This is a genomic window from Saccharibacillus sp. WB 17, assembly GCF_008634075.2.
In the GTDB taxonomy this organism is placed as follows: Bacteria; Bacillota; Bacilli; order Paenibacillales; family Paenibacillaceae; genus Saccharibacillus; species Saccharibacillus brassicae.
In genome coordinates this window covers 201,089-220,767 of sequence record NZ_VPFK02000024.1, presented here as the reverse complement: position 1 = coordinate 220,767, position 19,679 = coordinate 201,089, and the positions used below count along the sequence as shown (strand labels likewise).

General features: G+C 59.7%; 17 protein-coding genes. 14 read left to right on the top strand and 3 right to left on the bottom strand.

Annotated elements, in window-relative coordinates; genetic code table 11:
- The first annotated feature begins 152 nt into the window (after window positions 1–152).
- The 6 genes from FTE24_RS13665 (at window position 153) to FTE24_RS13640 (ending at window position 8,195) form a co-directional block, all read left to right on the top strand.
- Window positions 153–1,751, top strand: a complete 1,599-nt coding sequence (locus FTE24_RS13665; protein ID WP_150230193.1) for an extracellular solute-binding protein — start codon at window positions 153–155, stop codon at window positions 1,749–1,751.
- A 139-nt stretch (window positions 1,752–1,890) separates the two neighbouring features.
- On the top strand, window positions 1,891–2,838 hold the full coding sequence (locus FTE24_RS13660) for an ABC transporter permease (RefSeq protein ID WP_415663129.1): 948 nt from the start codon (window positions 1,891–1,893) through the stop codon (window positions 2,836–2,838).
- 87 nt (window positions 2,839–2,925) lie between these two features.
- The gene (locus FTE24_RS13655) at window positions 2,926–3,798 is read left to right on the top strand and encodes a carbohydrate ABC transporter permease (protein WP_150230189.1); all 873 of its coding nucleotides are present in this window, start codon (window positions 2,926–2,928) and stop codon (window positions 3,796–3,798) included.
- A 40-nt stretch (window positions 3,799–3,838) separates the two neighbouring features.
- Window positions 3,839–4,843, top strand: a complete 1,005-nt coding sequence (locus FTE24_RS13650; RefSeq protein WP_150230186.1) for a sugar phosphate isomerase/epimerase family protein — start codon at window positions 3,839–3,841, stop codon at window positions 4,841–4,843.
- Window positions 4,844–4,950: 107 nt separating this feature from the next.
- Window positions 4,951–6,681 carry a hypothetical protein gene (locus FTE24_RS13645; RefSeq protein WP_237401760.1) on the top strand — a complete coding sequence of 577 codons (1,731 nt, stop codon included), beginning with the start codon at window positions 4,951–4,953 and terminating at the stop codon, window positions 6,679–6,681.
- Window positions 6,682–6,905: 224 nt separating this feature from the next.
- A complete protein-coding gene (locus tag FTE24_RS13640) occupies window positions 6,906–8,195 on the top strand; it encodes a Gfo/Idh/MocA family oxidoreductase (protein ID WP_150230183.1) in 1,290 nt (429 codons plus the stop codon).
- A 145-nt stretch (window positions 8,196–8,340) separates the two neighbouring features.
- Here FTE24_RS13640 and FTE24_RS13635 read toward each other — a convergent pair whose 3' ends face one another.
- Window positions 8,341–9,201 (bottom strand): polysaccharide deacetylase family protein, encoded by an 861-nt coding sequence (locus tag FTE24_RS13635; RefSeq protein ID WP_160441761.1) that lies wholly within the window; start codon window positions 9,199–9,201, stop codon window positions 8,341–8,343.
- 81 nt (window positions 9,202–9,282) lie between these two features.
- A complete protein-coding gene (locus FTE24_RS13630; protein ID WP_237401759.1) occupies window positions 9,283–11,130 on the bottom strand; it encodes an ABC transporter ATP-binding protein in 1,848 nt (615 codons plus the stop codon).
- A gap of 237 nt (window positions 11,131–11,367) precedes the next feature.
- Here FTE24_RS13630 and rnhA point away from each other — a divergent pair, with 237 nt between their 5' ends.
- The 3 genes from rnhA to FTE24_RS13615 all read left to right on the top strand — a co-directional run bounded on the left by rnhA (window position 11,368) and on the right by FTE24_RS13615 (window position 13,334).
- Window positions 11,368–12,012, top strand: coding sequence for a ribonuclease H (gene rnhA / locus FTE24_RS13625; RefSeq protein WP_150230179.1), 645 nt, complete (start codon window positions 11,368–11,370; stop codon window positions 12,010–12,012).
- A gap of 215 nt (window positions 12,013–12,227) precedes the next feature.
- Window positions 12,228–12,896: a uracil-DNA glycosylase gene (gene ung, locus FTE24_RS13620; protein ID WP_141446228.1), complete on the top strand. Its 669-nt coding sequence runs from the start codon at window positions 12,228–12,230 to the stop codon at window positions 12,894–12,896.
- A 24-nt stretch (window positions 12,897–12,920) separates the two neighbouring features.
- Entirely contained in the window at window positions 12,921–13,334 is a 414-nt protein-coding gene (locus FTE24_RS13615) for a hypothetical protein (protein WP_150230176.1), read from the top strand.
- Between the two features lie 182 nt (window positions 13,335–13,516).
- On the opposite strand, the gene FTE24_RS13610 is transcribed toward FTE24_RS13615, so the two are convergent.
- Window positions 13,517–13,963, bottom strand: coding sequence for a GNAT family N-acetyltransferase (locus FTE24_RS13610; protein WP_150230173.1), 447 nt, complete (start codon window positions 13,961–13,963; stop codon window positions 13,517–13,519).
- Window positions 13,964–14,175: 212 nt separating this feature from the next.
- Here FTE24_RS13610 and FTE24_RS13605 point away from each other — a divergent pair, with 212 nt between their 5' ends.
- The 5 genes from FTE24_RS13605 to FTE24_RS13585 all read left to right on the top strand — a co-directional run bounded on the left by FTE24_RS13605 (window position 14,176) and on the right by FTE24_RS13585 (window position 19,675).
- Window positions 14,176–14,667: a general stress protein gene (locus tag FTE24_RS13605; RefSeq protein WP_150230170.1), complete on the top strand. Its 492-nt coding sequence runs from the start codon at window positions 14,176–14,178 to the stop codon at window positions 14,665–14,667.
- 517 nt (window positions 14,668–15,184) lie between these two features.
- Window positions 15,185–16,447, top strand: coding sequence for an ATP-grasp domain-containing protein (locus FTE24_RS13600; RefSeq protein WP_150230167.1), 1,263 nt, complete (start codon window positions 15,185–15,187; stop codon window positions 16,445–16,447).
- Window positions 16,444–17,238: a Rossmann-like domain-containing protein gene (locus tag FTE24_RS13595; protein WP_150230163.1), complete on the top strand. Its 795-nt coding sequence runs from the start codon at window positions 16,444–16,446 to the stop codon at window positions 17,236–17,238. Before FTE24_RS13600 ends, FTE24_RS13595 begins: the two co-directional genes overlap by 4 nt.
- A 22-nt stretch (window positions 17,239–17,260) precedes the next feature.
- Window positions 17,261–18,064 (top strand): class I SAM-dependent methyltransferase, encoded by an 804-nt coding sequence (locus FTE24_RS13590; protein WP_150230161.1) that lies wholly within the window; start codon window positions 17,261–17,263, stop codon window positions 18,062–18,064.
- Window positions 18,065–18,085: 21 nt separating this feature from the next.
- A complete protein-coding gene (locus FTE24_RS13585) occupies window positions 18,086–19,675 on the top strand; it encodes an ABC transporter substrate-binding protein (RefSeq protein WP_150230158.1) in 1,590 nt (529 codons plus the stop codon).
- Window positions 19,676–19,679: the final 4 nt, after the last annotated feature.

Sequence of the window (19,679 nt, the reverse complement as noted above, 5' to 3'; positions counted from 1 at the left end):
CCGACATGCTCGTCAAGGTCTACCAACGCTACAGAAAAATTGTCTGAACTACCGCCTTTTTTCTATAGGAGAGCGCGTTCGACAGAACAGAGCGCTCGACGTCACGGAAGATCCGGCGGTACCGTCACACCACAGAAAAAGGAGATGGGAACATGACAGGCAAAGCACGCAGAGGGGTCATTAAAAAAGCAATGGGAGCCGCAATCGCTACCGTAATGGGGGTCGGGCTGCTCTCCGGCTGCGGAGGCGGAGACGCTTCTACCAATGAAGGAGCGGCAGCCGGCGCGAACGGCGAACGGGTCACGTTGAAAGTGGAAGTGTTCGACCGCGGCAACAGCCCGTCTCCGTACACGATCACGAACAACTGGCTGACGCAGTACGTACAAAAAGAATTCGGCGATCCGAACAACATCGACGTGGAATTCGTTCCTGTCCAGCGTTCCGAAGAAACGACCAAGCTGAACGTGCTCATGGCCAGCGCCAGCGACGTGCCGGATATCGTGTTCGTCTACGATTCCAGCGTATTCTACCGATATGCGCAGCAGGGCGGGTTGACCGACGTGGGCGAGTTGATCAAGGAACACGGACCGAACCTGCAAAAGTATCTGGGCGACGAGACGTTGAAGTTCGGCCAGCTCGAAGGCAAACAGTTCGCGATTCCGGGCAAAAGAGCGATCACGGCCCGTTACAACTCGTACATCCGCCAGGACTGGCTGGACAAGGTCGGCATGAAAGCGCCGACGACGACAGACGAGCTGTACGAAACGTTGAAAGCGTTTAAAGAAAAAGATCCGGCCGGTCTCGGCTCCAAAAATATCCCGATGGGCATGGCGCTCGCGCCGGCTCAATACGAAACGCTCATCTATTCCTTCATCAAGCCGGTCGAAGGCGACCTGACATACAGCCAGCGCTACGAGCTGCCGCTGCACGAAGGCTTCAAAGATTCGATGCAGTTCCTGAACAAACTGTACAACGAAGGGCTGATCAGCCCCGACTTCAGTCTCGACGAAGAGAAAGAACAGCTCGTCAAAGACTTCCAGAACGGCAACGTCGGCTACATGTCGGAAGACGTGGGGCAGATCCTGTACGCGGACGGCATGCTGGACAACCTGACCAAAAACGTGCCGGACAGCAAAGTCGTGGCGCTTGACGCTTACACGAACGCCAACGCGGACGGCAAGCATATCAAATCGCGCTACGGTCCGAACGGCATGTACATCATGATTCCCCAAAGCAGCAAACGTTCGGTCGAAGCCGTCAAGTACCTGGATTGGATGACGTCCGAGAACAATCTGCTCACGATGTCGACAGGCGTGGAAGGCGAAAACTACGATCTCGTGGACGGCATTCCGGTCGTCAAGGAAGATGCGCCGCAGGAAACGAAAGATCGCGTCTACAACGGCGGCGACATGGCGATCATGGCCAACGGCAAAGTGATCGGCGATCAGGAAATGAACGAAAAAGCATGGATTGCCGGCTTCCCGAAAAACAATCAGGAGCTGATGAGACAATCGATCGATATCGCGAACACCGATACGGTCGGCCCGATCGTGTTCGATCGTCCGATCGAAGCGGAATCGAAATACGGTACGGCGCTGAACGACAAGCTCAAAATCGTAATCGTGCAGTCCGCCATGGCGAAACCGGATCAATTCGAAGCGGTGTACGAACGCGAAATGAAAGATTACATGAATATCGGCGGTACCGCGCTCAAAGAAGAATTGGAACAAGCGATGCAGGAGAAGAAATAAGCAGCAGGCGCAAGCGACAGACCGGGGCGAAAAGCGTGAACGACGTACGGCTTAGCCCCGGTTTCATTTTGCAGACAGGATACGGCGTCCGCCCCGTGCGGGCGCCTCATCCCGATCTGTCCGCGAGGAGGAGACCCACTTGACGTTAACCAAAGCGAATCAAGCGACTAAATCGGGCGATTTCGGCAAAAGAAAGTCTTACATCAAACGCTATTGGCAGCTGTACGCGCTTCTCTCGCTGCCGCTGATCTACTTCCTCATTTTCCGCTATGGTCCGATGTACGGTGTGCAGATTGCGTTCAAAGATTTTAACTTGTTCCAGGGGATCAACGGAAGTGAATGGATCGGTTTGGAAGCGTTCCGCGAAGTATTCGCAATGAACGATTTCTACATTACGCTGCGCAACACGTTTATGCTCAATTTTCTTGATCTGCTCGTCTCGTTCCCGGCGCCGATCATTCTGGCGATCATGCTGTACGAGATCCGGAACGCCTGGTTCAAAAAAATCTCGCAGACCCTCCTGTATATCCCGCATTTTATCTCGTGGGTCATTATCGGCGGGATCGTGTATCAGCTGTTCGGCACCCAGTCGGGCATGGTGAACGCGATACTTCAGGGCATCGGCATGGATCCGCTTCCTTTCCTGACGGACAAAAATTCGTGGCTGATCACGTATCTGTTCACGGGCGTCTGGCAAAGCGCGGGTTGGGGCACGATTCTGTATCTGGCTGCGCTGACCGGCGTCAACAAGGAGCTGTTCGAAGCTGCGGACGTCGACGGGGCGTCGCGGATGAAGAAAATTTGGCATATCACGCTGCCGAGCATCAAGCCGACCATCGTCACGCTGCTGATTCTGAATCTCGGCAAAATGGTCAGCATCGGCTTTGACCGTCCGTACATTATCGGCAACACGGCCGTGCGCGAATATTCGGACGTGCTGAGCACGTTCGTCTACCGCATCGGCCTCGAATCGGGACAGTACACGCTCGCGACCGTCGTCGGTCTGTTCCAGGCTATAGTCGGGCTCGTGTTCATCCTGGGTTCCAATTACATTTCCAAAAAAGTGACCGGAGACGGCATCATGTAAAGCCGGTCCGTCGTCCCTTACACAGCCTGTATCCGCCGCCTGCGCGGCGGAACCCACTTCCGAACGAGGGAAAGGAGAGACTCCGAGATGAGCTCACGCACTTCCAACCGGATTTTCGATATCGTCAATATCACGTTCGTATCGTTGTTCGTCCTCTTCTGCCTGCTGCCTTTTGTGCATATGATCGCGGTCTCGCTCAGCTCCAACCGGGCGATCACGTCGGGCGAGGTGACGCTGCTGCCTGTCGAGTTTAACTGGAGCGCCTATACGCAGGTCTTTTCCGACCAATCGATGCTCACTTCGCTCGGCTTCACCATCCTGCTGACGCTCGCGACGACGCTGCTGTGCATGCTGTTCACGATCGCCGCGGCGTATCCGCTGACGAAAGGCAATCTCAAAGGGCGCAAATTTTTCATGTACCTGATCGTCATCACGATGTTCTTCAGCGGCGGCATCATTCCCGAGTACCTGCTGATCCGCGACCTGCACATGCTCAATTCCGTCTGGGCGCTTATCCTGCCGGGACTCGTCAGTCCGTTCAACCTGATCATCCTCATTACGTTCTTCAAAAACATTCCGCCGAGCCTGGAAGAATCCGCGGAAATCGACGGCAGTTCGTACATGCACACGCTGCTCAAAATCGTGCTGCCGCTGTCGATGCCGGTCATGGCGACGCTCGCCCTGTTCTACGCGGTCGGCCGCTGGAACGGGTTCCAGGACGCGCTCATGTACATCACCGATCCGCAAATCTATCCGCTGCAGCTCAAGCTGTTCCAGATGGTGCAGAACAATATGGTAACCGAGCTGACGCAGATGGAAGGCGCCAATCGCACCGCCTTGACGCCGGAAGCGCTCAAAGCGGCCACCGTCGTCTTCGCCACCGTTCCGATCCTGTGCGTCTATCCGTGGCTGCAAAAGTATTTTGTCAGCGGCGTGATGCTCGGAGCGGTCAAAGGCTGATTCCGAGCCGAAACGGGATAAGCGCAAGGAGGGAAGCGTTATGAACGATCATGGAGCAAGCCGAGGGGACACCAAAGGCAGTCCATTCGGCGACAAAGGGCCGTATTCGTTCTCGACCTGCTGGAATATTCGCCGCCAGCCGGGCGGACGGGCGATGCTCGAAGAGATCGCCGCGCTCGGCTTCCGCCGGGTGGAACTGAATTATAACGTGACGCGGGAGATGCTCGAAGAGATTGAACCGATGATCGAACGCGGGGAGATCGGCGTGTCCAGCGTGCACAATACGTTCCCGCATACGCCGGACCCCGATTACGGCACCGATTCGGTGCTGCTCGGCTTTGACGACGAAGCTCGCCGGCTCAAAGCGGTATCGCTGCTCGTCGAATCGGCGGAGTACGCACACCGTTACGGCGGCGAAGCGGTCGTCGTGCATCCCGGCGAAGTGCCGATCGACCCTGCCGACGTCAAGCGACTGGAGAAGCTGTACCACGAGGCCGGCCGGGAATCGCAAGCGTACCGCGCCGCCTGGGCCGTGTTCCTCGAACGCCGGGAAAGCGCCGCGGGCGGCTATCTGCAGCGGATCGTCGCAAGTCTCGACGAAGCGTGCAATCTCGCCGCTTCCAAAGGGCTGAACGTCCGTTTCGGGATCGAGACGCGTTCGCGTCCGAACCAGATGCCGACGCTCGCGGAAGCGAAGACGGTCATCGAAGCGCTTCGGGGAGCGCCGGTCGGCATCTGGTACGATACGGGCCATGCGATCATGATGGACCGGCTCGGTCTGTACGACAGCGTGGGCGAGATGGACGGGCTGATGGATCATATCGTCGGCGTCCATATCCACGAGACGATCGGATTGTCCGATCATTGGTGTCCGTATGTGCACAGCGGCGATCCGAACTTCTACGACGCGTATCTGCCGATGATCGAACGCGCCGCAGTGAAAGTATACGAACTGAAAGCGGCATGCCTGCCGGAAGAGATCGAAGCCGGCCACCGGCTGCTGACGGACAAGTTGGCGAAGCGGGCGGCGCAGGCCGGGCGCTGACGGAACCGCAGCCATACGGAAATACGGGGGAGGACGAGCTTATCCTTTATGAACGACTGGTCGTCAAAAACGACGAAAGTATCGAAAGCAGCCTGTCGAGGCAGGTCATGGAACCGGAAAGCCGGTATTACGGCGGCACCGTCGATCCGGGCACGGGCATCGCCTGGGTGAATCATACGTCCGGCACGCCGAGCGAGATGTGCAACTGGGGCACGGCGCTGGTGAGCCCGGATTCGGCTTACTACCGCAACGAAGCGCTGCTTCAGCGGCTGCGGCTGGCAGCGGAATTCGTGCTGCGCGCGCAGCATGACGACGGCTCGATCTCGCCGGGATGGACGAATTACCATTCCCCGCCGGATACGGCTTTTGTCGTCGTCGGCTATTCGCAGCTGTACGAACTGCTGGAACAGGCGCAGTGGGCTCCGCTTCAGCCCGTACTGGACAGCATGAAGCGGTTTCTGGAACGCGCGCTGCCGGCGCTCGTAACCGGCGGCTGCCATACGCCCAACCACCGGTGGGTGCTGTGCGCGGCGCTTGGCTGGCTGCACCGTCTGCTGGGCAGCGAAGACGCGGTCCGCCGGGCCGACGAATGGCTGGCCGAAGGCATGGACATTACGCCGGACGGCGAATGGACAGAGCGCAGCAACGGCATCTACAGCGCGGTCAGCGATATCATGCTGATCTACGCGGCGCGGCTGCTGGGCCGGCCGGAACTGCTGGAGCCGGTGCGGCTCAATCTGCGCATGATGGTGTATCTGGTCCATCCGTCGGGCGAGATCGTGACGGATTATTCGGGCCGGCAGGATCTCGGCCATTTCCACGATCTGTCGCCGTATTATTTGCCGTATGCGATGCTGGCGCTGGAAGATCGCGATCCGCTGCTCGCAGGCATGGCCGAGCTTGCGGGAGCCGCGCTCGACGGTCCCGGCGTCGCGTCCGTCAACGTGCTTGTCCGGATGCTGCTGGAGCCGGAACTGCGCGGGCCGTTCGGCGCCGCGGAAGGCGACGCGGCCGCCATCGTGCCGACGCGCTACGAGAAAGTGCTGAACGGCGAATTTTTGCGCGGCGGCTATTTGCGGGAGATGGAGGGAGCCGGCCATCACGGCCGGATCTTCCACAGCCGGCTGCATACGGACTTCGGCGCGCCGGTCGCCCGGATCCGCGACGGCGGCACCAGCGTCACGCTTATGACCGAGACGCCGTCGTTCTTCGCGCTGCGCCACGGCGCGGCGCGGCTGCTGGCGGTGCAGCTCTCTTCCTACTTCTCGCCGGGCTATGTGCCGATGCAGGAGATGGCTCTTGCGGAAGGCGGCGGCTATCGCCTGTCCGCCGAGCAGAGAAAAGGCTACTACGGCCCGGTTCGCGGCGAGCAGTTGCCGGCTTCGGCGGGCTCCAAGATCAGCCCGTGGTATCTGCTGCCGCACCATGCCCGGGAACTGACGCACGAGCAGGCGTTCCGCGTCGGGGTCGAGGCCCGGTCTGCGGAAGAAGGAAGCGTCTGGACGCTGCACCTGTCGGCCGACGAGCCGCAGGACGTCATGACGCAGCTGTCTTTCGTGTTCGGCGGCGAAGGCGAACTCGTCTCCGGCGAGCGGCTCGAAGCGGGTCCCGACCGCTGGTTGTGGAGCGGTGGAACCCTACGCTACGAATGCGGCGGAGACTGGATCGAGCTGGAAGGCGGCGAACTGTCGCATCTGTCGAAGTCGGTCCGCGACGCGAACCTGCCGAGCGGCTGCACCGTCGTCTCGGTCAACCTCATGACGCCGCTGGACAAAAGGATCACGATCCGTCTGTCCCCGAACGTCTCGGGCGGACTGGCGGAGCAGTTGGCGCAGTGAGCGAGCGTGTGAGCGCGGCTTGGATCGAATCGGAATATTGTCCAACACAAGCAGACCCGTGCTTTGTCCGAGCGCGGGTCTTTTGGCGTGCTTTTCACATCAACAGAGTTGGAGCATTCGCATAAAAAGCGGCATTTTTACCATTTGAATATAAAAAGCGGCGAGTCCGATCTTTTTTTGCGGTACGCTTACATACAGACAGGGCAATCGAAGGAGGAGACAGCATGGGCAAAAAAACGTACGTCCTGGTCGGCACCGGCGGCCGGGCGGAATTTTTCTACGGAGCGATCGCGAACCGGTTTCGGGAGACGGCGGAACTGCTCGCTTTTTGCGATATTAACCGGGTGCGGATGGACTATGCGAACAAGCGGCTGCGGGAAACCTACGACTACCCCGAAGTGGACACGTACCCGAGCGAACGCTTCGAAGACATGATCGCGCAAAAGAAACCGGACTGCGTGATCGTAACCAGCGTCGACCGCACGCATCACCGGTATATCGTGCGCGCGCTGGAACTCGGCTGCGACGTCATTACGGAGAAGCCGATGACGACCGACGCGGAGAAATGCCAGGAGATTCTGGACGCCGTCTCGCGCACCGGGCGCAAAGTGCGGGTGAGCTTCAACTATCGGTACGCGCCGCATCATACGAAAATTCGCGAGCTGATCGAAAACGGCACGATCGGCGACGTGACGTCGATCCATTTCGAATGGCTGCTCAACACGCGGCACGGCGCCGATTATTTCCGCAGATGGCATCGGGACAAGCGCAACGGCGGCGGCCTGCTCGTGCACAAATCGACGCACCATTTCGATCTCGTCAATTTCTGGATCGGTTCGCAGCCGGATACGGTGTTCGCGATGGGCGACCTGCTGTTCTACGGCCGGGAAAACGCGGAGAACCGCGGCGTGACCAAATTTTACGACCGGGCGACGGGGCATCCGAACGCCGAAGGCGATCCTTTTGCGCTCACGCTCGACGATAACGAACAGCTCAAAGGCATGTATCTCGACGCCGAAAGCGAAGACGGCTACCGCCGCGACCAGAGCGTGTTCGGCGACGGTATCTCGATCGAAGACACGATGAGCGTCATGGTCCGGTACAAAAACCGGGCGCTGCTGACGTATTCGCTGAACGCCTATCTGCCGTGGGAAGGCTACCGCATCGCGTTCAACGGGACGAAGGGACGGATCGAAGCGAACGTCGTCGAGCAGTCGTACGTCAACGCGGGCGGCGACAAAGCGCTTGAAGGCGCGCTGCAGGGCGCGAATATTCTCGTCTTCCCGATGTTCGGCGAACCTTACAAGGCAGACTTCGAAGAAGGCGAAGGCGGCCACGGCGGCGGCGATCCGGTGCTGCTGAACGATCTGTTCGGCGAACCGGTCGAAGACCGCTTCCGCCGGGCCGCCGACCACGTGGACGGCGCGCGCTCGATTCTCACCGGCATCGCCGCCAATCTGTCCATGGCGCAGGGGCGGGCAGTGAAGGTGGACGAGCTGGTACGCTTTTCCTAGACGATAAAAGAACAGACAGCAAACGAAAGACCGCAGCTTAGAGGAAAAAGAGCCGGTCCCGTCGGGACCGACTCTTTTTCCGTTTATCCGCGCCGCGAAGCTGCCGAGGCCTTCGCCTTACTCCCGCGACGTCGCCGCTCCGCCCTCAGCGCACCTCCGCGCGCTGAAGCTCGCGCAGTTCGCGCCAGCCGATCAGCTCGATACCTTCGTCCGCGAGGACGCGGCGTACTTCGGGATCGAGGAACAGCCGGTAATCGTACAGCCGGTAAGGCCAGCTGTCGGTAATGGCTTTGAGTTCGTCCGTCTCCAGCGACGGATGGAACAGCAGCTCGGTCACGCCGGGCTGCAGGTTGCGCAGCAGGGACCGCACATGTTCCCGGGCGAAGCCGTAATCTTCTTCGTCGGCGTAGGTGAACGGCAGGCCGATCACCCGGTCGGGATGCAGCACGCCGAGCTGCCGGCACAGCGCGGCGATCTCCGCTTCGTCGCCGCTCGCATAGTCGGGATATTCGGAGAAGCGAACCGGCAGCCCGTGCTCCGCACCAAGCTCGATCAGCAGCCGGTGATGGGCGCCGCGCAGGCTGCCCATATGATTGTCCAGATGCGTCGGATCGATGCCCATCGTCTTGGCGAACGCGATCTGGGCGTTCAGCTCGGCGCGAAGCGCGGCGGCGTCCACTTCCGGCATATGCCGGGTATCGGCAGGGAAATGGCCGAGGGCGTCCGTCAGCGTCTCCGCGCCCGGTTGGCGCAGAAGCGGTCCCCATTTGTACAGCTTCCACTCGCTGGTCGACGTCAGATGGACGCCGACGTCCAGCTGAGGGTCCCAAGAGACGGCGGTCGCCGCTTCGAGCGCCCAGGGGCAGTTCGCCATCAGCGTCGTCGAAGTGATGGCGCCGCGCTCCCACAGCTCGACGATGGCGCGATTGGTCGAATGGCACATGCCGAAATCGTCGGCGTGCACGATCAGGAAGCGGTGTTGGTACCGGTTTTCTAACGTAAGCATAATCATCCCTCCAGGTCTGATGAATAGTCGATTTCGGGCCGAAGCCGGTGGCACGTTGGCGGGAACAGGGAAGTCCGCCGTCTAAGCGCCTTCCCGGGCGGCGAACTGCTTGTCATGCAGCTCTTTGTACAGTCCTCCGAGCGATAGCAGTTCGTCGTGCCGGCCGCGCTCCGCGATCGTTCCGTTGTCCACGACGAGAATCTGGTCCGCGCCGCGTACGGTGGACAGCCGGTGCGCGATCACGATGCCGGTCTTGCCGCGCAGCAGCGACTGCATCGCCTGCTGCACGTAATGCTCGGAGCGGGTATCGAGCGCCGACGTCGCTTCGTCGAGAATGACGACCGGCGGGTTTTTGAGCAGTACCCGCGCGATAGCGATCCGCTGCTTTTCGCCGCCGGACAGCTTGATGCCGCGATTGCCGACAAGCGTATCGTAGCCGTCCGGCAGTCCCTCGATAAAATCGTGGATGTAGGCGGCCCGGCAGGCGGCGATCAGTCGCTGCTCGTCCGCACTGTCGTCCGCGTACAGCAGGTTCTCGCGGATCGAACCGTTGAACAGATACGTATCCTGCGTCACGAGCCCGATATTCGAGCGCAGCGATTCCAGCGTCAGCGACCGCACATCGGCGCCGCCGATCAAGACGCTGCCTTCGCCCACGTCGTACAGGCGCGGAATGAGCTGCGTGATCGTCGTCTTGCCCGCGCCGCTCGGACCGACCAGAGCCGTAATCGTACCGGGCTCGGCGACAAAAGAAATGCCGCGCAGCGCAGCCTTGTCCGGCCGATAGGCGAAGCCGACGCCGCGGAATTCGATGCCGCCGGCTGCGGCTTCGGGCAGGTTCGCCGAGCCGTTGTCCGCATGGCGCGGCAGAGCGTCCGGGCCGTCCGCGATATCCGGCACGATATCGAAATATTCGAAAATGCGCTGGAACAGCGCGACAGAGCGCTTGATATCGACGTACAGGTTGGTCAGTTGGCCGACCGGACCGTACAGGCGGCCGAGCAGCGCCACGAAAGCGATGATCGCGCCGACCGTGAGCTCGCCCTGAATAAACAGGTAGCCGCCGTACAGATAGATCAGCATCGGGCCGATCGAACCGAAGGTGCCGACGAGCATCATGAACCAGCGTCCGGCCGTCGCTTCGCGGATTTGCAACCGGGTCGTCTCCGCGTTCGCTTCGCGGAAACTTTCGTATTCGCGCGATTCGCGGGCGAACAGCTTCATGAGCAGATAGCCGCTGATCCCGAGCGTTTCTTCGACGATCCGGTTTTGCTGGGCGAGCTTCTCCTGCGTCTGCTTGGCGAATTTCCAGCGGACGCGTCCCATGCGGCGGGTGGGCGCGGCGAACAGCGGAAGTACGCACAGGCTGAGCAGGGCCAGTTTCCAATTCATGATGAACAGCGTCACCGCCGTCGAACCGAGAATGAGCACGTTGCTGGCGAAGCTGACGAGCGTTCCGCTGAACACGCCCTGAATGCCCGCGATATCGCTCGTCATGCGGGTAATGACTTCGCCCTGCTTGACGTTGGAAAAAAACGACAGCGGCAGGCTTTGCAGATGGCGGTACATTTTGTTCTTCATGTCGTACACGATATGCTGCGAAATATACGTGTTCAGATAGCTTTGCAGCACGCCGAGCGTGCCCGACGCGATCGTCGCTCCGAGCGAAGCCAGCACGAGCCAGGAGAGCAGCCGCATGTCTTTGCCGGGCAGCGCCCGGTCGACGATCTGCTGGATGAGCAGAGGCGGCAGCAGACCGAGCAGCGAAGTGACGACGAGCACAGCGAGTACAGCAAGCGTCCGTTTGCGGTAAGGAATAAAATAAGCCGCGATCCGGCGCAGCATGGCGGGCGACAGATCGGGTTTTTCGAGGTTTTCGTCGAATTTCATGCGTCCCATGGCGGGCGTTCCCATTTTGGACATAGGCATGAACCAGCTCCTTTGCGGTAAAATAAACAGATCATTATGTAAATAGGTTAACATAAGGAGTTAGTGTATACAAGTGTATACAAGGATAAAAACGTAAAAGCCGAACGCGTTTTTCAGCCTTTTTTTCCAGCGCCATATTTCCGGTCCGCCGTCTTCTTCTCCGGTTGCATTTGGACGAAAACATCCCTTATAATGAAGTGTTTCACAAAAACGGGCCGACAGAGGCTGGAGGTGCGCATGGGCAAGTCAAAGTTTTACGTCGTCTGGACAGGCAAGCAGCCCGGCATTTATGCGACCTGGGCGGAATGCAAAGCGCAGGTGGACGGATATCCGGGCGCCCGGTATAAGTCGTTCGAATCGAAAAGCGCGGCCGAAGCCGCTTACGCAGGCGGCGCCAAGCCGTACATAAGGTCCGGCGCCGCCGGAGCCGCGAAGAAAACGGCAGGTCCGAGAGCCGGCGCCGTCCCGAAAAGCGAGATCGACTACAACAGCATCTCGGTCGACGTGGGCACGCGGGGCAATCCCGGGCCGGTCGAATACAAAGGCGTCGACACCGCGACGGGAGAAGTGATTTTCTCGCACGGGCCGGTTGCCAAAGGAACGAACAATCTCGGCGAATTTCTGGCGATCGTGCACGCGTTGGCCCATATCGAGCGCGAAGGCAGCGGCAAGTCCGTCTACAGCGACTCGGTCAACGCGATCAAATGGGTCAAGCAGCGCCGGGTAGCGTCCACGCTTCCGCGCGACAAATCGACCGAAGAGATCTGGACGCTCGTCGATCGGGCGGTCGAATGGCTGGAGACGCATCCGTACCGGACCAAAATCATGAAATGGGAAACGCGGGACTGGGGCGAAATCAAAGCCGATTACGGCCGCAAGTAGGCGCCGCGCCGCACGGTTCAAATTGCGCCTTACCGCCAAACGTGCTAGTATAATTGCTAACGTTTACCGGATCGCCAGGCCGGCTCTTGTTCGCGCGAGAGTCGGCTTTTTGAACGTTTTGAGGCGTCCGAAGCGTCGGAAACGTTTTGGGGTAATGAAGGCCGGACGCATTTCTTTCGGGCCGTCATAGAAAATTTTGGAAAGGAGCGAAACGAATGTTTGGCAACGATTGGGACGAGGTATTGAAAGAAGAGATTCATCAACCGTATTTCGGGGAGTTGATGCAGCGGGTCGAGGAAGAATATCGGACCCATACCGTGTATCCGCCGGAGCCGCTTTTGTTTCAGGCCTTGAAATTGACCCCGTTTGCCGCTGTCAAGGCCGTCATTCTCGGTCAGGACCCTTACCACGGGCAGGGGCAGGCCCACGGGTTGAGTTTTTCCGTTCTGCCGGGGGTCAAGATCCCTCCTTCGCTGAGAAATATGTACAAAGAACTATCTTCGGATCTCGGTGTCCCGGTCCCGGACCACGGATACCTGATTCATTGGGCCGAAGAAGGCGTGCTGCTGCTCAACACCGTGCTGACGGTGCGGGAAGGGCAAGCCGCTTCGCATCAAAAGCTGGGATGGCAGCGTTTCACCGACGCGGTGATTCGGGCGATCGGCGAACGGGAACAGCCGGCCGTCTTTATTTTGTGGGGCGCCCACGCGCAGAAAAAAGAAGCTTTGATCGACGCGTCGCGTCATCACGTGCTCAAATCGGTTCATCCGAGCCCGCTCTCGGCCCGCGGCGGATTTTTCGGCAGCCGGCCTTTTTCGCAAACGAACGCCTATTTGGAAACACACGGCATCCAGCCGATAAATTGGGAAATACCGCCGCTGTAAAGCGGCTGCCCGGAGGTGCGCGCTTTGAAACATTGGGTAGGCAAAAAAGTCGTGGTCGACAACGGAGGACCGTATCAGACGAAGCGCTACGGGACCCTGATTCGCTGGAACGACAAAGAGCAGTACGTGGTCCTCAGCCCCGGAGGCGTACGAATCGGTATGAAAGATATCATGTCGATCCGGGAAATCGCCGTTCTTCCGCAGGAGATCCGCCAGGCCGCGGGGCGCCCGAACGCGATCGGCTACGTCATGAAGACGATGCGCCAGTTCGAGCACGCGATCCTGTTCAACTCCGCCGTGATGGTGTGGCATGGAGACAAACTGCTGGCTTCGAGCGCCCGCCTGGTCAAGCACAACGACCAGACGGTGACGCTCGAAGACGGCGCCGTGCTCGACAAGCGCGAGCATCGCTTTATCGTTCGTTCCTTCCGGGGATAGACCGCAAGCAACGAACGGTACGTTCGTTCCTTCCGGGGATAATCCGGGAGCGGCGAACGACAAAAAGGCCGGGACGCCAAGTCCCGGCCTTTTTTTGCGTTGGCGCCCGGTTCGCGCCGAACAGACCATGCGGTCGGCAGGCGGGGGAAGCAGAACCCGCTGCCGCTGCCGGTGTTCCGGCGCTACAGCGCCTTCTCCATCCGCACGTGCAGAATGCCGGCGTCGTAGAACGGTTCGCCGGAAACGGTAACGTAGCCGAGCGATGTGTAAAAGCCTTCGGCGTGACATTGGCTGTCCAGCACGACGCTGCGGAAGCCGGCGCGGCGGGCGGCCTGTTCCAGCGCCTCCATCAGTACCCGCCCGAGACCCCGGCCGCGGTACGCGGAACGAACAGCCACGCGCTGCATTTTGGCCGCTCCGTCGCGGTAAGGCGTGAAGCGTCCGGCGGCCGCATCGTCGTCTCCGGCCGTCAGCAGGACGTGCCCGGCCGACGAGCCGATCCGGTCGTATTCGTCGATTTCCAGTTCTTCCGGCACGTTCTGTTCTTCGATGAAGACTTCCCGCCGCACGGCGAGGCAGCGCCGCAGCTGGTCTTCGTTTTCGATCGATAAGGCGTTCAGTTGTTCCAAAGGGAAGTCCTCCTTCTATAGTTCGCGGTTCGGTCCGCGATTCGAATCTTAATTATAACCAAGCCGGCGTCGAATATCTATGCGCGGAGCGGGACGGACCGGGTCTCAAGTCGGAAAGTCGGTTAACATGGCCCGGATTCGGTTAATAGGAAAAAGAGAAGGAAGCCAAGCGGACTTCCATCAAGACCAGGACAACACAGGAGGATTCTAATATGACTAACCGAACGATTGTTGGCGTATTTTCGACCGAACAGGCGGCACTTGATGCCATCCACCAGCTCAAAGCGCAGGGAATCGGAAACGATCGCATTACCGTAATCGGCCGCGACCCTCAAAATATCGAAGAAATCAGCGAGGATACCAACCTCAAATCGCCGGAATCCAACACGAAGCCCGAAGAGTCCAAAGGATTCCTGCACAGCATTCGCGACACGTTCAGCGGATCGGAAGGCAGCGAGTTCACGAACGTCGGCCCTTACGTGGCGGCAGGCCAGCTGGCGCACAAGTTTATCGGATCGGACACGTATTACGGCGGCAACGGCTGGAGCGAAGACTTCACGGCCCTCGGTTTTAGCGAGGAAGAAGCCAAGAAGTACGACGCAGCCGTACAATCCGGTTCGCTGCTGCTTCTGCTGGAAGAAAGCGCCGGCGACCTGGGCGCGATCCGCAGCATTCTGGGCACAAGCGCCAACACGAGCGAGTAAGACCCTGCAACTTCAGCATCAGATCCATCAAGGCCTTTTTCCGGATTTCCGGGAAAAGGCCTTTTTTGCTGCCGTTCGCGATCCCTCATTGATTCCGTATCGAATGCGCTTCGCTTGCGGCTGGAGTTCGTAGGCGGTGTCCATTGTGGGGTGTATCTTGTCCCGCCTGCCGATTTGCGCCACACGGGACTTTCCCGCTCCCCACGCCCGCTTATTCCGCCACGCTAACGAATCCTGATCCCGCTATTTGCGCTCCAGCTCGCTTTTTCACATTTTAACGAATCGTCATCACGCTATTTGCTCCAAATCCGCCTTAAACCGCCTTCCAGCGCTCAATAAGGATATATCGATTCGTTAGATAGGCCAAAAAAGCGAAAAACGGGCAAATAGCGATACTACAATTCTTCAAACAGCAAACAATTTATGCGCCTTTTTTAGCGATATGGATCTATTGACAAATAAATGAATGGTGTATATTGTATAATCGTAATCATTACGAAAAAGGAGGGGGACAAGTATGGCGCATTTATTGATGATCGAGAGTTGGGTCGGAGCGAGCGGCAGGCTGCTGCCTGTGCTGCTTGAAGAAAGAGGCCACACGTACACGTTCGTCACCCGCAGGCCGGGCCATTACGGGGAAGAGGGCAGCGAATCGCCGCATCCGGTCCTCGCGCATGCGCAGGAAGTGCTGATCGCCGAGACGAACGATACGGCCGAACTGATCGAGAAGCTGCGGCCTTACACGTTCGACGGCGTCATTACGGTGTGCGATTACTACATCGATACGGTCAAGGACGTGGCGCAGGCGTTGTCGCTTCCGTGTCCGTTTCCCGCCGCGGTGGGGCAGGTCAGGAACAAATACCGGATGCGCGAAGCGCTTGATCGGGCGGGGCTTGCCAATCCGTCGTACCGCATCGTGCGCGGATGGGAAGAAGCGCGGGCCGCGGCCGAAGAGATCGGCTATCCGCTCGTCGCCAAGCCTGTCGATCTGGCGTCCAGCGCGTTCGTCAATCTTATTCGGGACGCGCAGGAATTACATATGGCCTATGCGGCCCTCGAGAACTTCCCGCTTAACTTCCGGGATCAGGAACGCGATCGCCGCATGCTGCTGGAAGCGTTTATGGAAGGCCGCGAAGTCAGCGTGGAGAGCGTCTGCTGCGAAGGACAGATTCATACGCTGGGCATTACCGACAAATCGGTCACCGGCACGCCTTATTTTATCGAGAACGGACATATGTTCCCGGCGCAGTTGAGCGAAGAGATGGCCGGGGAAGTGCGGCAGTTCGTCGAAAGCGCGCTTGAAGCGGTCGGCTTCGACCACGGCATCGCGCATACCGAAGTGATGCTGACGGCGGACGGTCCGCGCATCGTCGAGATCAATCCGAGAACGGCCGGCAATTACATCGTCGAACTCGTGCATCACGTCACCGGACTCGATCTGCTGGACGTGTTCGTCGATCTGGCGCTTGGCCTCAAGCCTGCGCTTGATACGCAGGACCGGGGCGTTCGCAGCGCCGCGATCGCGTTCCTCGTTCCGCCGAAGTCGGGCCTGATCGCCCGCCTGGAAGGAACGGAAGAACTGGCGAACGACGCCCGCCTCGCCCGGTTCCAGTTCGCGGACTGCGAGTCCCGCTTCGTGGAAGCGCCGATCGACAACGCGTGCTATCTGGGCCACGTCGTCGCGATCGATCGCGAAGGGCGGCAGGCCAGAAGCTACGCGGAAGACGCGCTGTCGCGTACCCGGCTTCTTTACGCGGCAGAGAGCGAAGTCTCGCCATGAACCTGAACCTGAACGGATTGCGCGAAGCGATTCTGCGGGGAGAACTCGGCGCCGATCCCGAATCGGTGTCCGCGACCGGCGCGGTAAGTATATACCAGACGACGCAGTTTCCCGGTTCTGCCGTGAAATACCGGAATCATTATTTGCTGCTGCGGGTAGGAGAAGCTTTTGGCGCATGCTCGCATACGCCCGGGCAGCTCTCCGCGGACGCGGCCGGGGAATGCTCCGGCCGTTCCGTGGCGGAGCTGCTGCGCGATGAGCGTCTGCCGGTGCGCGTGGCGGCGATAGACGCCTATCTGGCCGCAATGCGGCCGCATCGCGGCGCCTGCCGGGAAGTGGCGGATATTCCCGCCGGTACTCCGCTGGAGAAGGCGCTGCTGCGCGACGCCTGCGTCGCCGATACGGCCCGGATCGTTCCCGGCAGCCGCGTTGCGCTGATCGGCGTCGTCAATCCGCTGATCGAAGCGATCGAGCGGCGCGGAGGCATCTGCCTGCCCTGCGATTTGCAGCTGGAACGGACGCAGAGCGGACAGCGCGTGGAACCGGATATGAATGTGGTGCTGGAGCAGGCGGACAGCGTCATCTGTACGGGCATGACGCTGAGCAACGGCAGCTTCGACCTGATCGTGCACAAGGTCAAGGAACGCGGAATACCGCTCACCGTCTATGCCCAGACCGGCAGCGCCATCGCCGCACGGTTCGTGGGCGAAGGCGTGCGGGGCGTCGTGGCCGAACCGTTTCCGTTTACGCAGTTTAGCGGCGGGACTTCCGAACTGTTTATCTATCATTGATTTTTGAAGGAGGAGCAACTTCATGCCGGCGCCACTCAATCCGGATCGCGACAATTTTTTGCACACCCGTCCGTCGCTGTACCTCACTTTTAACGGAGAAGAAGATTTCGGCATGGCGCAGTTTATCGACAAGCTGCTGCGCGAATACGACTCGGGACCGAAAGTGCTGGACGTCGGCTGCGGTCCGGGCCGGGAAGTGGACTGGCTCAGCGAAGCCGGGTACGACGTCACGGGGCTGGACCAGTCGGAAGAGATGCTGCGCTGGGCCAGGGAGAAGTATCCCGAACGGTCTTTCGTGCGCGGAGACCAGGAACGTTTCGAGCTGAACGAGAAATTCGATGCGCTGACCTGCGTGGGCAGCACGTTTTTGTACAATTTTACGAACGACGACGTACGCGCTGCTCTTGGCTGCTTCCGCAACCATTTGAAGGAAGGCGGCCTGCTGTATCTCGATATGCGCAACGCGGCGTTTTTCCTTACCCGCGAAGGGCAGCGCTGGCTGGAGGAAGAACTGATCGACCGGCGCGTGCACGGGGAGCAGGGAGTGACGCTGCGCACGCGTTTTTCGATCGACCTGCCGAATCAGCTGCTGCTGCGCGATTACAGCTGGGAATTCGACGGGCAGGAGCCGATCGCGGAACATCTGAAGCATCGGCTGTTGTTTCCGCAGGAACTTGTCCGCTATGTGACCGAGTCCGGCTTCCGCTTGATCGAGTTGTTCGATCAGCCTGCGCCGCATATCGGAGCGTTCGAACAAGATCAACCGCTCGTTTTTGGGAAAAGCATGCAGGGCAGACGGCTTCAACTGCTTGCGCAGGCCATATGAATCAAGTTGGGGGTTAGCGATATGCATAGAAAAAAGGTTTTTTACCCACTGCTGTTAATAGGGGTTATCCTGCTGGGAGGGTGCGGCGCGCCGGCGGCGAACGAGCAGGCCGCCCCCAATCGGGCCGAAGCGGCAGGCGGCGAAGCTTCCGATACCGGGGACAAAGTTCCGCAGGAGCTGATCATCGCCGATCAGGAAATCGCGGCCGCGCTCGATCCGGTACAGCCGCTCACGTCCAGCTATCTGATCGCGATCGGCGCGGGCGAGACGCTGTTCAAAGCCGATCCCGAAGGGAAGATCCAGCCCGTGCTGGCAGAAAGCGCCGAAGCGGTCGATGCGAAGACGTGGAAAATCAAGCTCAAGCCGGAAGCGAAATTCTGGAGCGGGAAAAAGGTCGATGCCGCGGCGGTCGTCGCTTCGCTGGAACGTTCGCGCAAGCTAGACAAGCAGGTCATGCCGTACATTCAGGATTTGACGTTCTCCGTCACGGACGACGCCGCGCTGCAGGTCAAGACGGCGCATCCGAACATGGACGTGCCGCTGAGTCTGTCTTCGTACCAGACGCTGATCCATAACGCGGAAGCCGCTTACGACGCCGTAGGCACGATGGACTTGTCCGGTATGTACAAAGTGACCGCTTTCGAACCGCAGAAGCGGATGGAACTTGAAGTCAACGGCGATTACTGGGGCAAAAAGCCGGCGATTGCGCGCGTCGTGCACGAGCAGATTGCCGACGAGCAGACGCGGATGCTGTCCGTATTGAGCGGCAGCAGCCATATCGCGCAGAAGATGCCGGTATCCGCGATCGAACAGCTGCAGGCGGAAGACAAGGTGAAGCTTTCGACCGTGCCCGCTTCCAATACGCAGACCGTGTACCTGAATTTGAAGCAGGACAAATTCCGGGACGTCCGCGTCCGGCAGGCGCTGTCGTGGGGGATCGATCGCGAAGAACTGATTCTGCAGGCGGCGGAAGGGCAAAGCTTCCCCGTGACGACGTGGCTCAGTTCCAATCCGGCGTTTGCCGAAGCGCGGGACGCGGTATACGCCAAGTTCGATCTTGAGCGTGCGGGGAAGCTGCTCGACGAAGCCGGTTGGAAGCTCGACGGCTCGGGCGTGCGCACCAAAAACGGCGAACCGTTCACCCTGTCGCTGATGACGTGGGGCGGCGATCGCGCGCTCGGCGAGACGCTGCAGTACCAGTGGACGCAGCTCGGGATTCAGGCCGATATCCGGCACGGCGATTACAGCCTGATCGAGAGTGCACGCGAGACGGGCCAATGGGACGCTTTTATCGAAGCGTGGAGCACGTTCGGCGAGCCGCATACGCTTCTGAGCGGCCAATACGCGCCCGAAGGCAGCGGCAATTACGGAGGCTTCGACGACGCCAAGGCAAACGAACTGCTGGAGCGGCTGGAAGCGGCGACCGACGCAGCGTCGCGCCAGGCGCGGGCGCTCGAAGCCAACGCCTATATCGCCGAACAGGCTCCGGTCATCAGCTTGTATCCGCGTCCGCAGGTGACGGCCGTCAGCCGGAATCTGGAAGGATTCGTCGACCATTTCCGTCCGTTCGAAAATTTGGTGAACGAAAACCTGAAGTTTGTGTCGCCGTAACGGC

Bases quoted from the DNA above. Each gene is read 5' to 3' on its own strand.
- FTE24_RS13640 (WP_150230183.1), top strand. From the start codon at position 6,906: ATGGGCAAAAAAACGTACGTCCTGGTCGGCACCGGCGGCCGGGCGGAA.
- FTE24_RS13655 (WP_150230189.1), top strand. From the start codon at position 2,926: ATGAGCTCACGCACTTCCAACCGGATTTTCGATATCGTCAATATCACG.
- FTE24_RS13630 (WP_237401759.1), bottom strand. From the start codon at position 11,130: ATGCCTATGTCCAAAATGGGAACGCCCGCCATGGGACGCATGAAATTC.
- FTE24_RS13665 (WP_150230193.1), top strand. From the start codon at position 153: ATGACAGGCAAAGCACGCAGAGGGGTCATTAAAAAAGCAATGGGAGCC.
- FTE24_RS13585 (WP_150230158.1), top strand. From the start codon at position 18,086: ATGCATAGAAAAAAGGTTTTTTACCCACTGCTGTTAATAGGGGTTATC.
- FTE24_RS13645 (WP_237401760.1), top strand. From the start codon at position 4,951: ATGGAACCGGAAAGCCGGTATTACGGCGGCACCGTCGATCCGGGCACG.
- FTE24_RS13595 (WP_150230163.1), top strand. From the start codon at position 16,444: ATGAACCTGAACCTGAACGGATTGCGCGAAGCGATTCTGCGGGGAGAA.
- FTE24_RS13650 (WP_150230186.1), top strand. From the start codon at position 3,839: ATGAACGATCATGGAGCAAGCCGAGGGGACACCAAAGGCAGTCCATTC.
- FTE24_RS13600 (WP_150230167.1), top strand. From the start codon at position 15,185: ATGGCGCATTTATTGATGATCGAGAGTTGGGTCGGAGCGAGCGGCAGG.
- FTE24_RS13605 (WP_150230170.1), top strand. From the start codon at position 14,176: ATGACTAACCGAACGATTGTTGGCGTATTTTCGACCGAACAGGCGGCA.
- FTE24_RS13635 (WP_160441761.1), bottom strand. From the start codon at position 9,201: ATGCTTACGTTAGAAAACCGGTACCAACACCGCTTCCTGATCGTGCAC.
- rnhA (WP_150230179.1), top strand. From the start codon at position 11,368: ATGGGCAAGTCAAAGTTTTACGTCGTCTGGACAGGCAAGCAGCCCGGC.
- FTE24_RS13590 (WP_150230161.1), top strand. From the start codon at position 17,261: ATGCCGGCGCCACTCAATCCGGATCGCGACAATTTTTTGCACACCCGT.
- ung (WP_141446228.1), top strand. From the start codon at position 12,228: ATGTTTGGCAACGATTGGGACGAGGTATTGAAAGAAGAGATTCATCAA.